Below are 15,530 nucleotides of genomic sequence, written 5' to 3' on the forward strand. Positions count from 1 at the left end.
GCATTAAGCTGCTGTTTCAGACCAATTTCTCAAGCCGGACCTCAGCCCGGCTACGCCCGAGGCAAATCGGCTCGACCTCCCGCGGTTTCCGGTATCAAGCCGCGCGGACCGAAGCGCAGCACGAGGAGCATGATCAGCCCCATGAGAAGGAAGCGCATGTGCGGAGCGCTTTCCATGAGGCGCTGATGAATCAGACTACCTTCCGGCAGCGGCGAACTGATAAGGCGCATGAGCCAAGCACCAGCGGGCTCAGCCTCCACCCAAACGAACCAGATCAGGAACGCTCCGAGCACCGCGCCCCAGTTGTTCCCCGAACCGCCAACGATGACCATGACCCAAATTAAAAACGTGAAGCGGAGCGGATTGTATGCGGCAGGCGCATACACGCCATCAAGCGACACCAACATCGCGCCGGCCATACCAATGACAGCTGAACCCAACACGAAGACTTGGAGATGCCGCCTGGTGACATCCTTTCCCATCGCAGCAGCTGAAATGTAGTTGTCGCGGATGGCGCGCATCATTCGTCCCCATGGAGAGTGGAGCGCGCGCTCACTCAGCCACAATAGCACGCCGAGAACCAAGAGAAATAATAAAGTATATCCGAGTTTTACGGCAATTCCAGCAAGATCTGATGGGTCCGCACCAATTTTATCCGCAAGTCGTATAAACCATTCCATCTGACGCAGCGACATCTCGTCCGCGAAAGGGCGTGGAATGCCGCTGACATTCTTTACGCCGCGGGTGAGCCAGCTCTCGTTCTTCATCACCGCCAGAATGATTTCGGAAATTCCCAGTGTGGCGATCGCCAGATAGTCAGAACGCAAGCCGAGCGCTACTTTGCCAGTCAGCCAAGCTGTGGCAGCGGCAAAAGCTCCACCGACAAACCACGAAACCACGATGGGCAGACCAATGCCGCCAAGGTAGCCGTTGCGCGCGGCATCGAAATTCTCAATCGCGTCCGTGGCCGGCAAGAAAAACGAGCTGGCGAGAACAATTCCCCCGGCAATAATGAGAAGGATGGCGGGAAGCCGCCACTGGGCCGGCAGCCACCTCCTTGCGCCGAGGGTTGCGAGGATCGTTGCGACCACACATACCAGAGACAGCGCCAATCCACCCGCGCCGACGTGCCATGCTCCCACCACGGGCGGCAGCGAGAGGACGGCTGCGAAGCCGCCTAGTGCGGCGAAGCCCATTCCCCCGACGTTGAAGAGCCCGGCATAGCCCCACTGAATGTTAACGCCGAGAGCCATAATGGCTGAAACGAGGCACAGGTTGAGGATAGTGACACTCACGTTCCAACCTTGCAGGAAGCCAATGGCCAAAAGCGCGGCCGTCATGATGGCGTAGAGGAAAGCTGGGCGGAAACGTTTCACAGTACCCTCCCTTTGAAGATTCCTGTCGGACGGAGCAAGAGAACAAGGACGAGGATGACGAAGGAGACGGCATATTTGTAGTCGACCGATATGAGTTGCACCAACCCTTCGGGTCGGAACCCCAAATATTCGAGCACCCGCTTGTACGGATAGGTTATTGCAACCTCGGAGAACGCGACCAGATAACCGCCGACAACTGCGCCCAGCGGATTACCGATACCCCCGACCATAGCGGCTGCGAAGAACGGCAGTAGTAACTGAACATAGTTAAACGGCTTAAAGCTTTTATCGAGGCCATACAGTGTGCCGGCCAGGGTCGCCAGACCTGCCGCGAGCAACCAGCAAACCAGGACGACCCTTTCGGGATTGATGCCTGAGAGCAACGCCAGATCCTCGTTATCGGAGAAAGCGCGCATCGCCTTGCCGGTGCGAGTGCGAGCGAGAAACCAGAATAGCCATCCCATGGCGAGCACGGTGGCCACGACGGTGACTAGTACCGTAACTTTGACGGCCACACCTTCAGCAAGACCTGTCAGTTCGCGGAAGCCAGCGGCGCTGATTAGAAACCGTTCCCCATCGGCAAAGCGCTGGTCGTCCGATCCAATGAGGATACGGACGAGACCGCCATAGATGAAGGTCACGCCGACCGAGGCCATGGTCATTATGACGGGGGCAACGCGCTTGTTCCGATAGAAGCGATAAACAATCCGGTCCGTTGCCAATGCAAGTCCCGCCGCAGCGGCAATCCCGACGGGTAATGCGAGCAGCGCAGTCGGCAAAACTCCGAATCCGATGCCAAGCGACTGCAGCCACCACGTAAGAAGAATGGTGACTGCGGTGCCAAACGCCATGAGGTCGCCATGAGCGAAATTTGCGAAGCGAAGAATACCGAAAATCAAAGTAACGCCGAGCGCGCCTAGCGCGACCTGCGAACCATAGGCAATTGCAGGTAAGATGACGAAATTGGTGAACAGTGCCATCGCATTGAAGATGTCGATCACACTCAGCCTCCCAGAAATGACGCACGAACCTGCGGATCGGCTAGCAGTTCATTTCCAGTACCGGTATGGGCGTTGCGCCCCTGCACCAGAACGTAGCCGCAGTCGGCTATTTGCAGTGCCTGCCGCGCGTTCTGTTCCACCATGAGGATCGCGATCCCAGTGGCGGCGACGTCGAGAATGCGGTCGAACAGTTCATCCATGACGATCGGCGAAACGCCGGCGGTCGGTTCATCGAGCATTAGAAGAGCGGGTCTCGTCATTAGCGCGCGACCCACGGCAACCTGTTGTCGCTGCCCGCCCGACAGTTCACCGGCTGGCTGCCGCCGCTTCTCCTTGAGAATGGGGAACAGCGCGAAGACCTGATCGAGAGTCTCGGAGAAATCGTCCTCGCGGATGTATGCGCCCATTTCGAGGTTCTCCTCGACGCTCATCGTCACAAACACGTTGTGTGTCTGTGGCACAAAGCCCATGCCGGCCCGTACACGTTCCTGTGGTGAAAGGGCGGTGATGTCGCGCCCAGCGAGCAACACGCGGCCTTCGCGAAGCGCGAGCATTCCGAAGATGGCCTTCATCGCCGTAGACTTCCCGGCGCCGTTTGGGCCGACGATGACCGCGATTTCGCCCCTGTCGACCGATATGGTGCATCCATGAAGGATATCTGCACCGCCATAACCTCCGGTCATGGTCTCGCCTATCAGCATGCTCACTGGGCCGAACTCCTCGGTTCACGCGCCGGGCGCTGCCTGAGACCTCGTCCGAGATAGGCCTCAATCACCTGTTCATTCGCCTTTACGGTCGCAGCGGAACCCTGGGCTAGCACTTTCCCTTCAGCCATCACGATCACCGGGTCGCAGAGACGCGCGATGAAATCCATGTCGTGCTCGATCATGCAGAAGGTGTAGGCCCGCTCACGGTTTAGCCGGAGAATCGCGTCGCCTACGGTGTTCAGCAAAGTGCGGTTCACGCCCGCACCCACTTCGTCCAGGAAGACGATCTTGGCGTCAGTCATCATCGTCCTCCCGATCTCGAGCAGTTTCTTTTGTCCGCCGGACAGGTTGCCCGCACGTTCGTCCGCCACGTGCGAAAGCTGTAGAAAAGCAATTACGTCGTCGGCCCTGGCACGAACCTCTTGTTCACGGGCCGCAACTTTCGATGGTCGACACCAGACATCGACGAGCGATTCACCGGGCTGCCCTCCAGGCACCATCATCAAATTGTCCCTGACGCTGAGGGTGGCGAATTCATGGGCAATCTGGAACGTCCGCAGCAAGCCCCTCGCAAACAACTGGTGCGGAGGCAGGCCGGTAATTTCGTTTCCGTCCAGCATAACCCGACCCGACACTGGTCGATGATGGCCGGCTATCGCATTGAAAAGAGTTGTCTTGCCGGCACCATTCGGCCCAATCAAGCCAGTAATCGATCCTTTCTCGATCGTAAGGCTGACACCATCGACCGCGCGGAGTCCCCCGAAATGGACATGCAGGTCTTCTACTTGGATCAACACGACCTCCCACGTAAAAAGGCAGCCGCCAGTTCTACACTGGCGACTGCCCGGTTAGCGCCGCGCTCAATGGAAGCCGACGGTTTCGAACTTTCCTCCCTTGATTACATATTCGCGGTAGGAGCCCCCGACGTCGCCGTTTTTGTCGAACTCGACGTTTGTCGCACCGACATAATCGATATCGCCACCATCCTTCAGGATCTGCAGCCCCTTGGCGAGTTCACCCGGGTAGATCTTTTCTCCAGGCGCATTGGCAACGGACTCGAGCGCATCGCGAATTTTTTTGCGATCCGTGGAGCCGGCCTTCTGAATCGCCAGACCGATCAGAGCCATGGCGTCATAATACTCGCGCCTGTAAACGCCATTAGGATTGAAACCGGCCGCCTTTGCCACGGCGTCAAAGGCTTCGCCGCCCTTGCCCTCCGAACCTGCGACGGCACCGATCGAACCTTCAAGATCCTTGCCCACTGCGTCGAGAAGAGATTGGTAGTACATGCCGTCGCCAAAAGCGAAGCGACTGAAAGCACCGGACTCGAGTGACTGGCGCACGATGCCGAGTCCGCCTTGGTCGGCGTACCCAAACACGACGAGAAGATCACCTCCAGCAGCAGCCAGGGCCGCCACTTCGGCCGAGTAGTCGGCCTTGCCGTCATCGTGCGGAGCAGCCAGGGTAATCGTGCCGCCGGCTGCCTTGTATGAGGCTGAGAAGGAGTCAGTCATGGCCTTGCCGTAGTCGCTGTTCGAATAGGAGACTGCCACTTCCTTGAGGTTCTTCTTCATCAGCATGTCGGTAATGACTTGCCCAAGCCGAGCGTCCGAGGGCGCGGTACGGTAGAAGTAGCCAGGGGCAATGCCAGTGAGTGCGGGCGACGTGGCCGAGGGCGAGATCGTCAAGACGCCATTCGGTTTCGTCACGTTGTTCACAATCGCCGCGGTCACTCCCGAGCAATCGGCGCCGACGAGTGCCACGATCTTGTCGCTAGATACTAGGCGCTCCGCCGCCGGGACGGCGGCCGAGGAATCGATGCAGGTGGAATCGGCATGGGGCGTTACGATTTTGCTGCCGCCAAGAAGTAGCCCGCTGCGATTGATCTCGTCCGCCGCGATCTCAGCGGCGCGGGCGTAGTTCGGGGCTTCTGACTCCGTCGGTCCCGTAAATCCAACGATGATCCCGACCTTAATATCCGCTGCACTGGCACTTGCGCATGCGATGCCAGTTGCCGCAAGTGCGGCCGTAAACATGCGTCTCAATTGGTACATTTACATTCCTCCCAATCTCGTTCGGCAATCACCAGGGCGCCTTCAGGACGCTCCCGCTGCAAAACGATCATACATTCACTTTGTCTGACAATCTGTCAATAGCTGCATTCTCGTCGCCCCAGATTTTCTGACCAACATAGTGTTGGAGTGACGCCCACTGATCCTTGAGATGCTCATCGGGCCGATTGGCGTGCGCGCTCTAGTTTTCGCGGAAATCACCGCATCTGCGAGGTCGTCCCGTATCGGTGCAACCTTGATCAAAATCATCTCTTTTGAGGCTTGGGCCGCGACCTGTACTGCCGCTAGCGCTTTTTCAACCAGGGTATACCACCAGCATAGGTCACGAACGCATCCTTGGCGATTATGCCACTATCGATTGGAAGGAAGGCCCCGGTTATCGCACGGGCGCGATCGGAGACAAGAAAGGCGATGGTTTCAGCCACGTCTTCCGGCTCGGGCAGGTAGTTCAGCGCGTGGGGCTCCATAATCCTTGATTCGTCACGTTCTCCGGCGGCTATCGCGGCGACAAGAGGCGGCGTCATAACGTGGGTCGGCCCGATGCAATTGACGCGAATGTTGAAGCGGCCCAATTCAGCAGCAAGCAGCGTCATACGCTCAATTGCCACTTTACCGGGGTTATAGGCTGGCAGCGGCAACGGCATTCGAGAATGAATTGATCCCAAGGTTACGATGGCGCCTTTTTCATTGGGGATCATTTGCCGGGCAAAGGATTGGCAGGCGTGAATGGCGCCGAAGTAATTGACCTTCCACATCCGCTCATGCGCGACCATGTCCATGTCGAGCACACATTCCGGGTTTGGCTGCATCGCAGCGGAAGTCACAAGTACCTCGACAGCACCGAGTTCAGATCCGACTGTGGCAGCAGCCGCTTCAACGGCAGCGGCGTTTGACACGTCGCAACGGATAAACCTTGCGTTATGCCCAGCTTCGGTAAGTTCCCGCTCCACCCGCCATCCTTCGGCTTCATCGATATCGATGAGTGCCAAGGTGTATGGTCTTTTGCCAATCGTTTCGCCGTAGCCTCACCTAGCCCGCTGCCTCCGCCGGTAATCACTGCGACACGTGAACTCATGGCGAAACCTCCTTGCATGCAACCCACGTAAGGTAGCTATGGAATGTCTTACATTCTGTCAATATTACTTTCTACGCTCAGATTGACCAACACCTCGGGGCGCCGGAATCCCGGAGATGTGGCTCTTGCCCGACAGGCTCGAACTGGTCTTGGCCTGTGAGACGCCACAAAGAAAACCAGCATCGCAACCGCCGCACTGTCATCTCAGTGCCGGTTTCCGCTCTTGCGAGCTAAACGCACCATCGAATTGGCAGTGTCGCTATGCATGCGAGTCGGGTGAAGTAGGCTCACCCGGCTCGATCACCTGAACACCGCTGATAAACAGGCTCCTGGAGCTCAGCTCGGGTCTCCAAGACGACTTGCGCATATCCAAGGACGGGACTGTCGATCTAAATTCCGAACGCACGACATCTAGATTTCACGTCCGGCCCGATGTCCGTCAATGATCGCAAGTTCGATATCTCTTGGCTGGAAACAGTCTCCGATCAGACGCACGGCGACTTGTTTGTCCCGAAGCGGCTGGGCCAGCGCATCATCGGCGGCACCGCCGGCGCCAATAATAACGGAATCCACGTTCTTGATGGAATCCGGCTGCCACGTGACCACATTGTATACCTCTACGCCGTCGTCCGTTATCTCCCAAGGGGCGGTATGCGTCAGAAGGCGTACGTTCGGGAAGTTCATCAGCCTTTCCAGTTGATGGTGGCGCGTCGGGGACGGCATGTGTGGCGCAATGGTCTCGAGGCCAGTGATGAATGTGATCTCGTGCCCCCGCTCAGCCAGAAAATCGGCAACACTGACGGCCTCGCCGCGACCAACCAGATCGAATATGGCCAGACGCTTTCCAAGAACCGCCTGATTTGCCATGGCGTCGCGTGTCGTAAAGACATGAGGCAATCCGGCGCCTTCGATCTCGGGTAAATAGGGCTTCGAGCCTGTTGCGACGACAACTTCGTCCGGCTCCTCGCCAAGAATTGTATCTAGGGTAACCTCTGTTCTAAGACGAATGTCCACGCCGAGCTTTGGCAGTTGGCGCTCGAACCACAAGATGATTTCTTCGAAGCTGTCGCGCTTCGGGGCTTTCATCACCAAATTGACTTGGCCGCCGAGTCGAGAACCCCTGTCGAACAAAACCACCCGGTGGCCGCGAGTGGCCGCGATGCGGGCTGCTTCCATTCCAGCGGGCCCACCACCGACGATGACCACCTTTCGTGGAGTTGCGGCGGGCGGGAGTTCGCTCCAAATGCCCTCCCGGCCGGTTACGGGGTTATAAATGCACCCAACCCCCAGTCCAATATCGACGTGACCGACGCAAGCCTGCGTGCAGCCTATGCAGGTGCGGATGTCGTCTACCCTGCCCGCCTTCGCTTTGTTCGGGAAATGAGGATCCGCGATAAGGGTTTTCGCCATGCCGATGATATCGGCCTTGCCATCGGCAAGGGTTCGCTCGGCAATGCCAGGAGAATCCATACGCCCGGCACCAACAACCGGCAGCGCGACGGCGGCTTTGATTGCCGCAGGCAGGTGCACGAATGCACCGGGCTCGTAGTAGTGGCTTGGCCAATGCATGCGGCCCTGACGCGGTATGGAGGTCACCGCGTGCCACATGTTGAAATAGTCGACGAGACCTTCCGCTTCGAGGAGTTTCGCCAACTCAACGTAGTCCGCGAGTTGCAGACTGAACTCGGCCAGATCGTCATACATCCTGATTCCGACGATCCGGTCAGGGCCCATCTCTGCACGCAGGACGTTCAGAACTTCGCGCAGGAACGTCATACGCTCGAGGAGCGTATGACCACCATATTTGTCTGAACGGCGATTACCGTTGGGATGAAGGAAATTGGCGGCAAGGTAGTCCATTCCAACAGCGAGTTCGATGCCGTCGTACCCGACCTTACGGAGGCGACCCGCGGCGGCACCAAAGGACGCAACGATCTCCTCCACCTCCCCGGTGTCTAGAACGTGTGGCATGATCATTGGCACGGAATAGTCGGGTGTTGGCACAGCAGACGGCGCAACGATCGCGCGGCCGTGATACGCACCACCGTCCATGAGGCGGCGGCCCCGGTGGCCAAGCTGTGCCAGGATCGGAACGTCGTAGTCGTGGGATGCATCCGCCATCCGTTTGAATGCATCTGAACTTGAGTCGGAATAGTTGGTAAGAGAGAGTGAGAGTTGGCCATCGTAAACCGGTACAGTATGACCGGCGACGATGATCCCGGCGCCCCCCTTCGCGCGCTCGCGAACATAGTCCGCATAGGCTTGGCTCGGCGTGCCGTCGCCCTGCTGATAGTGTGCAGCATGGCCCGTATTCATGATACGGTTTTTGACCGTATAGCTGCCGATGCGAATTGGGGCGAAAAGGTTCGGGAAGAAATCGTTCACTGCTGGTCTCTTCGAGTTTTCGGGACTGCGAGCCGGACTGGCTGTCGGATGGGAGGGTGCCGCCCAACGGGCACGATTGTAAGACAATCTTAATCTAAGTCAATCGCACTCCTCGTGCTTGTTGCGTCCTGTTTGAAGCCATGATCCTTCAATTTTCTCACGGCGATGTCAGTGACAAACGGTGTGTTCGCAACGCAAGGAGACCGTTTGCCGGGAGTACTTTGCAGTCGTTTGAAACATTAGCTCGGAGCGCTCGGCTGTTGTGGACTGCGGCTTCCTGAAGAAAAACTCGGGCTAGAACATCGGGATCATCAAATGACCATGAACAGCGCAGTCTCTGTAGTTTCCTATCGAACTTCTCGTAGCGATGTTCATCATATTGATCCTATAAATTATTACTATATTTAACATAAATAAAACAAATATGGTCAAATTCACTGTGCAATTCGTGCTGATATTCTTATCGCTAACATTACTAGAGACCGGCTTTGCGAAATCACACGGCATTAAAGGAAACTCTGGTAAATTTCTCCTGAGCGACGGCTGTGCATCCGTGGAGTTGGCCGCCTTGAATAGGCGGCCATAGCTCCGTGGGTCTCGACCCTACTACTCGGTTGGGAAATATGTGTACTTCCCATCGTCACCCTTCTTCCACTTGTAGACGATATAGTCGGCTCTCGTTATGTCGCCCTTTGAATCGTAGCTGAGATCGCCAATTACAGTCTTGAAGGCACCCTTGGCTTTGATTGCCTCCGCCACTTTTGCTGGATCGTTCGTGCCGGCCGCGTTGGCAGCTGCCGCAATCACCTGAACAGCCGCATATGAGTAAAGGGTGTAGGATTCCGGCTCGAACCCTGATTCACGAAATTTCTTGACGATTCCGGATGCAGCTGGATTTTGGCGCGGATCCGGCGGAAAAGTCATTAGCGTGCCGTCGGCGGCGTCGCCGACAATGGCGGCGAACTCGTCGGTGGCGATAGCGTCTCCCGCCATCAGGTTCGCCTTCATACCTTGATCAGCCATTTGTCGAGTTATCAAAGCGGCTTCGGTATGATCGCCGCCATAGTAGACAAGCGAAACGCCATCCTGCTTGAGCTTGGAAACAAGTGCCGAGAAATCCTTGTCCCCGACGTTGATTCCTTCGTAGGCGACGTCTTGCAATCCACCGGCATTTATCTGTTTTCTCACTGCATCGACCATCCCTTGTCCGACAGGCGTCTTATTGTGGACAAAGGCAATCTTTGCATCCTTGAAGTGTTTCAACAGATAGGAGCTGGCAACCGCTCCCTGCTGATCCGCACGGCCGCACGTACGAAATACATTCCAGAGGCCCCGGTCAGTAAGATCCGGGTTGATTGAGGACGGACTGACCTGGAGAATCCCGTTTTCCGCATAGACATCCGAAGCGGGAATTGAAACGCCGGAATTGTAATGGCCGACTACGAACTTAATGCCGTCGGCAACAAACTTGTTCGCCACAGAGATGCCCTGCTTGGGGTCAGCTACGTCATCACCAATTTCGAGGGTGATTTTCTCGCCGTTCATTCCGCCCGACGCATTGATGTCATCGACGGCTTGCTTGGCGCCTCTTTGCAATTGCGCGCCGAAAGCCGCTCCCGGACCAGTAATGGGACCGGCAACCCCCATAAGCACATCTGCCCAGGCACTACTGCCAAATCCGAAAACCGTAGCCATGGCTACCGCCACCAATAGAGATTTTTTCATTTTCGTTCCCCTTTTCGTTAGTGTAGTTTCGTTATTCGCAGAACTCGACGGCAGTATCTGTAAGAATATCGCAAAGACGTTCGACAGACTTGATATCAACCCATTCGGTCGGCGCATGCGCACCGCCTCCAGCCGCTCCAAACATCACGCTGGGGATGCCGGCAGCTTGTAGAATGGCGCAATCTGTCCAGAAGGGCTCACCTCGACGGATTGGCTTTTCGCCCATCACGCGTGTTGCGGCACGATCGAGCGTAACCACGACTGGTTCCGCCTCAGCTACCGCGAAGGGAGGACGGTCGAGGCCAACGGTCAATGCGGCGCGAAAATCGGGATCGATCGATGCAAGATTGTCCAGTATCTGCTGGAGCTCGGTCGTCACCGAAGCCGCGGTCTCGCCAGGAATCGTGCGACGCTCCAGGGACATGCGGCACTCAGCCGGGTAGCTGGAGATTTCTTTTCCACCCTCGATCAACGAGGCGTGCACGGATCCGGATTTCAGAGTTGGGTGCGTGGGTGCTGCTCGAAGGCGCTTATCGTAGTCCTCTAGTGCGGATAGGAATTTTCCGGCCTTGGCGATTGCGTCGATGCCCAAATCCGGGCGTGAGCCGTGGGCCGCGCGACCGTAGACTGTCACGTAGCACCACGTGAAACCACGATGCGCAACGGTGAGCTCCAAATGGCTGGGCTCGGTGACAATGGCCGCGTCTGCCGTAAACTTGGCAACGACTTGTTCCGTGCCGAAAGAGGCAAATTCCTCATCGGCGACACAGGCCACGAGGATATCCCCCCGCAGGCCGCTCGCCTTCGCGCGCACCGCCGCAACCATCATTGCGGCAACTCCGCCTTTCATATCAAAGGAGCCACGACCGAAGAGCCGGTCATCGCGAACAACCGGGGTTAGCGCATCTCCATCATAGCCTGAGATCGAGACCGTATCGATATGTCCGTTGAACATAAGCGACCGGCCGCCGCCTGACCCGCGCGCGATACCGACAATCGAAGGCCGTCCTGGACGCTCCTCAACCCGGTGAACCTCAAACCCGCGCGCCGATAGCCAATCGGCACAGAAGGCCGCGATCTTTGCCTCACCCTCTCCTTCAACGACCAGGTCAGGATTGACGGAGTTGATGGCGATCAGCTGTTTCAACAGCTCGACCGGATCGTCAAGAACGGGCTCGTCTACCGGAACTGTCTGGCAGCCGATCGCCATCAGCGGCTCTCCTCCCGCAACGGCCTAGGGTGTTAATCCAAGCTCTGCATCGAAACTGTTTTGATGACATTATGAGTGTCAGACATTTTGTCAATAGTCAGAGCCCTCAATCCCAACGAACATCGATCAGGCCAGGCGGCTGGATTGGGCGGCCGGGCTGGCAAGAGGCGAACTGTGCTCGATAAGGTTCTTGCTGCTGTTGACCATGCGCCGGAAAAAGCCGCCGCATACGGACCCAGCTAGGGATGATCAAGGAACTCCGCGATATATCCCGCATCGAAGGGAAGGCGCATAGGCTGTCGTCCCAGAATATCACGCAGTGCCGACCCGATGGCTGCGGCGGGTATGATCACGGGAGGCTCACCGATTCCCTTTGCCCCGAAAGGCCCAGTGGCGCTCTCGTTTGTCTCGATGAATATGGTTTCGATTGACTTCGGAACGTCAGCGATGGTCGGCATGCGGTAATCGTGGAAATTGTCGTTGCGGACTGCGCCGTCCTTGTCGATTTCCAGGTTCTCATAAAGCGCATAGCCTATACCCTGGACGACACCGCCCTCGACCTGTCCACGGGCAGCGAGCGGATTGAGGATGCGCCCGACGTCATGGACGGCAACATAGCGGAGCACCTCTATTCGTCCGGTCTCGTCGTCCAAGGCTATTTCAACGGCATGACAATGGAACGTCGCCTCCCCCAGTCGAGCGAAGCGCGCGTTCTCCAACTGCGAACCCTCGATCTCGGAAGGCCTTTCCCGATAACGCGCGGATGCTACGACCGGGCCAGACCGCATCCTGGCCGACGACACCACGTCGGCCAACGGCAGCGATGCGTTTGACTGGCCGACACCCTCAACCCTGCCTTCGCGCAGAACCAGGTTCTCGGGCGGGACGCCCAGCATCTCTGATGCCTCATCCTTGATCTGGCCAACGACTTCTTCCAGGGCACGCAGCGTCGCATTGCCGGTAGAAAAAAGCGTCCGACTTCCTCTGGAGCCGGATTCGAACGGGGCGTCGCGGGTACTGCCATTGTTCAGTGCCACTCGCTCAGGGTCGATTCCCAGCACCTCGGAAACCATCGCCGGCAACGTCGTAGAGATCACACTTGTACCAATCTCGGTACCGCCTGATGACACAGTTGCGCTTCCATCGTCATGCACTTGCACGACCGCCGATGACGGCGTTCCCAGTGACGACCACCATGTACAGGCAAAGCCGTAGCCGCGTCGCCGGATGTCTCCGGCAGGCCGCTCCTCTGAACGGAATGCTCGTAGGCGTTCCAGCGCCAGGTCCATGCATTGTTCGATACTCACGTCCGACATCAGTTCGCCACCTGGACCTCGCTGCCCCTTCCTAATGAAGTTGCGGCGGCGGACCTCGACGGGATCAAGGCCTAGTATTTGGGCAATCTCATCGAGATGTGCCTCGCCGGCATAGACGAGCTGCGGTCCGGTGGGTCCACGAAATGAGCCGGTTGGACAAGTATTGGTGTAGACGGCTCGCGACGATAGATCGATATTTTCGATGTGGTAGGGCCCGGTAGCGTAGAAGGCAGCCATAGAATTCAATGCCTGGATATCAAGCGCATAGGCGCCCGAATCCAGGAGAATGCTACATTTCCTTCCAAGCAGATGGCCATCGGGATCGACCGCGCTCGAGATTTCCACGATCGAATTCTCGCGAGGGCTGCCGTTGCGCATATCTTCGCCCCGCTCGCAAATCAGTTGCACTGGGCGACCTGTTGCAAGGGCCAGCGCCGACGCGTGCGGCGCGTAGCCGACATGCAGCTTACCTCCAAATCCTCCGCCTACTGCGGGAACCCGGATTTCGATTTTGCCGATCGGTATATCAAACAACTCGCTAAGCACCATACGCACGCCAAACGGCTGCTGGGTGCTCATGATGAGTGACAGTCCGTCTGCGCAGGGCATGGCAGTCACTCCCCGCGGCTCGAGATAGCCCTGATGCACGCGATGGGTTTCGACCCGCGTCGTGACAATTTTGTGCGCCAGTTGAAATGTGGCGTCCACATCGCCCCTTACGATGCGGGCGGTGTCGAGTACGTTCTTAGCAATTCCATGGACGAGAGGTGCTTGTGGCTCCACAGCCGCGGCAAGATCCACAACGAACGGCAGCGGATCAATCTGTACCTCGACAAGCCTTGATGCCCGGCGAGCTGCGCTCAAACTCGTGGCGGCGATCATTGCTAGTGGTTCGCCCACAAAACGTACGACATGCCTGGCAAGCACCGGCTGATCGTGCAAGTAGTTACCGTACGTCCGATCGGGCAGATCTTCAGCGGTCAGGACGCAAACCACGCCATCCATTCCTCGCGCGGCATCGACGCTGATTTGCCTTATGGTTCCGGCCGCCACTGGCGACCGCACCAGAACAGCGTAGAGCATGTCCGGCACGGAAATATCTTCAGTGTACTTTATGGCACCAGTGATCCGTTCCCTGGCGTCCCGGCGAAGGAATTTGGTCCCGAGAAGGTTCACAGCTGTTCCCCTCCGTTCGCCAGTTTCGCCAGGGCGGCTTGCAGCGCCTGTCGTATGGGCAGATAGCCCGTGCAACGGCACAGATTGCCGGCCAGCGCAGTTGCGATCTGAGATTCAGTCACGTCCCGACCACATGATTGCTTCGCAAGAGCGCAAGCCGTGACGACAATGCCTGGCGTACAGAAACCGCACTGCGCTGCATCGGTATCGATCATTTCCTCGACGATAAGTCGACCGGCAGGTGTAGCGACCACGCCCTCAATCGTTTCGATGCGGGCGCCCTCGCATTCAAGGGCGTAGACCAGACAAGAATTCACCGGCCGTCCATCCAGAAGAACGGTGCAGGCACCGCAGTCGCCGGTGCCGCAGCCAAGCTTGGTTCCGGTTAATCCAAAGGCGTAACGGATCACGTCGATCAAGAGGGTATCCGCGTCGGCTTGCAAGCACCGCTGTTCGCCGTTGATGTCGACATTTATTGCCGCTGTCATGAGGAGCTGTCCTTGTTCCATTGGCGAGCCCTGCTTAGAGCTTCTGCCGCGACGGAAACGACCAGGGGACGCAAAACGTGCAGCCGGTGCTTGCGGCTGCCACGCACATCATCGATAGGTCTGGCGGCGGCAACGACAGCAGCGGCCGCGGCCGCGACGGCGCCACTGTCTACTGTCGAGCCTATCAGTTCGCTGGCCGCCTCCGGCACGAGCAAGGGCGTCGGACCACATGCCCCGACGGCAACCCGTGCATGCGTGCATCGGTCTCCGTTCAATTGCAGGAAGATCGCCACCCCTGCAACTGACAGGTCCATCGAATTGCGATAGGTGAAGCGACGGTAGGCCGACCCACCGCCGTCGAATGGAATCACAATGCGGGTAAGCAGTTCGCCTGGACGCATTGCGGTTCTGCCCGGCCCCTTGAAGAAGGCGTCTGCTGAAATCGACCGCTCGCCACCCAAGGAGGCAACCTCAAGTTCGCACCCGAGGACCAACAAGCCGCACAGCGTATCCGCTGCCGGAGAGGCTCGACAAATATTGCCGCCTATCGTCGCGCGACAACGGGTTTGCCAACCACCAACAACACTCGCGCCGTCACTGATTGCGTTCAGGCCAAGGCCCTTGTGGTAGGAAAGCGTATCAAGGCTTGTGCACGCGCCGATGCTGATCCCACGCCCCCCGACGTTGACATCGGTAAGGGCTTCAATCCCCTTGATATCAACCAGGCTATCGGCACTGACGACAGACTGAGCGCGCATCACGACGAGGTCTGTACCTCCTGCGAGGACGCATGCTTTCTCGTTGGCGATCAAGGCTAGCGCCTCAGAAACGAGTTTCGGTTTCGCATATGGCACTGACGTCAAATTCGACATTGAGCAAACTCATCCAGTACGCGCGTCACTTTGGTAGCTACCTGCTCGATCCCCGGGAGAAATGCTCTCACGTGGCAACGCAAACCTTAAAGAGCCACTTCCCGGCGGCACTCCACGATAGCGACGC

General features: G+C 57.7%; 12 protein-coding genes. All 12 read right to left on the reverse strand.

Annotated features, from left to right (window positions below):
• Window positions 1-50: 50 nt before the first annotated feature.
• Entirely contained in the window at window positions 51-1,376 is a 1,326-nt protein-coding gene (locus P9230_RS22335) for a branched-chain amino acid ABC transporter permease (protein ID WP_278055751.1), read from the reverse strand.
• Window positions 1,373-2,377, reverse strand: coding sequence for a branched-chain amino acid ABC transporter permease (locus P9230_RS22340; RefSeq protein ID WP_278055753.1), 1,005 nt, complete (start codon window positions 2,375-2,377; stop codon window positions 1,373-1,375). The genes P9230_RS22335 and P9230_RS22340 overlap by 4 nt, the downstream gene beginning before the upstream one ends.
• A gap of 2 nt (window positions 2,378-2,379) precedes the next feature.
• Complete coding sequence (locus P9230_RS22345; RefSeq protein ID WP_278055754.1) at window positions 2,380-3,084, reverse strand: ABC transporter ATP-binding protein; 705 nt, start codon at window positions 3,082-3,084, stop codon at window positions 2,380-2,382.
• Window positions 3,081-3,878 (reverse strand): ABC transporter ATP-binding protein, encoded by a 798-nt coding sequence (locus P9230_RS22350; protein ID WP_278055756.1) that lies wholly within the window; start codon window positions 3,876-3,878, stop codon window positions 3,081-3,083. The genes P9230_RS22345 and P9230_RS22350 overlap by 4 nt, the downstream gene beginning before the upstream one ends.
• A gap of 66 nt (window positions 3,879-3,944) precedes the next feature.
• Window positions 3,945-5,138 carry an ABC transporter substrate-binding protein gene (locus P9230_RS22355; protein ID WP_278055758.1) on the reverse strand — a complete coding sequence of 398 codons (1,194 nt, stop codon included), beginning with the start codon at window positions 5,136-5,138 and terminating at the stop codon, window positions 3,945-3,947.
• Window positions 5,139-5,440: 302 nt separating this feature from the next.
• A complete protein-coding gene (locus tag P9230_RS22360; protein ID WP_278055858.1) occupies window positions 5,441-6,166 on the reverse strand; it encodes an SDR family oxidoreductase in 726 nt (241 codons plus the stop codon).
• 476 nt (window positions 6,167-6,642) lie between these two features.
• Window positions 6,643-8,616: an FAD-dependent oxidoreductase gene (locus tag P9230_RS22365; RefSeq protein WP_278055760.1), complete on the reverse strand. Its 1,974-nt coding sequence runs from the start codon at window positions 8,614-8,616 to the stop codon at window positions 6,643-6,645.
• Between the two features lie 606 nt (window positions 8,617-9,222).
• Entirely contained in the window at window positions 9,223-10,341 is a 1,119-nt protein-coding gene (locus tag P9230_RS22370; protein WP_278055761.1) for a branched-chain amino acid ABC transporter substrate-binding protein, read from the reverse strand.
• A gap of 31 nt (window positions 10,342-10,372) precedes the next feature.
• Window positions 10,373-11,551 carry an ArgE/DapE family deacylase gene (locus P9230_RS22375; protein WP_278055762.1) on the reverse strand — a complete coding sequence of 393 codons (1,179 nt, stop codon included), beginning with the start codon at window positions 11,549-11,551 and terminating at the stop codon, window positions 10,373-10,375.
• Window positions 11,552-11,790: 239 nt separating this feature from the next.
• Window positions 11,791-14,043: a xanthine dehydrogenase family protein molybdopterin-binding subunit gene (locus tag P9230_RS22380; RefSeq protein ID WP_278055764.1), complete on the reverse strand. Its 2,253-nt coding sequence runs from the start codon at window positions 14,041-14,043 to the stop codon at window positions 11,791-11,793.
• Complete coding sequence (locus P9230_RS22385; RefSeq protein WP_278055765.1) at window positions 14,040-14,531, reverse strand: (2Fe-2S)-binding protein; 492 nt, start codon at window positions 14,529-14,531, stop codon at window positions 14,040-14,042. The genes P9230_RS22380 and P9230_RS22385 overlap by 4 nt, the downstream gene beginning before the upstream one ends.
• Window positions 14,528-15,403 carry a xanthine dehydrogenase family protein subunit M gene (locus tag P9230_RS22390; RefSeq protein WP_278055767.1) on the reverse strand — a complete coding sequence of 292 codons (876 nt, stop codon included), beginning with the start codon at window positions 15,401-15,403 and terminating at the stop codon, window positions 14,528-14,530. Before P9230_RS22390 ends, P9230_RS22385 begins: the two co-directional genes overlap by 4 nt.
• Window positions 15,404-15,530: the final 127 nt, after the last annotated feature.

It is taken from the genome of Mesorhizobium sp. WSM4887, from assembly GCF_029625865.1.
Taxonomy (GTDB): domain Bacteria; phylum Pseudomonadota; class Alphaproteobacteria; order Rhizobiales; family Rhizobiaceae; genus Mesorhizobium.

Coding starts and splice junctions, on each gene's coding strand:
- P9230_RS22355 (WP_278055758.1), bottom strand. CDS start 5,138: ATGTACCAATTGAGACGCATGTTTACGGCCGCACTTGCGGCAACTGGC.
- P9230_RS22370 (WP_278055761.1), bottom strand. CDS start 10,341: ATGAAAAAATCTCTATTGGTGGCGGTAGCCATGGCTACGGTTTTCGGA.
- P9230_RS22375 (WP_278055762.1), bottom strand. CDS start 11,551: ATGGCGATCGGCTGCCAGACAGTTCCGGTAGACGAGCCCGTTCTTGAC.
- P9230_RS22385 (WP_278055765.1), bottom strand. CDS start 14,531: ATGACAGCGGCAATAAATGTCGACATCAACGGCGAACAGCGGTGCTTG.
- P9230_RS22390 (WP_278055767.1), bottom strand. CDS start 15,403: ATGTCGAATTTGACGTCAGTGCCATATGCGAAACCGAAACTCGTTTCT.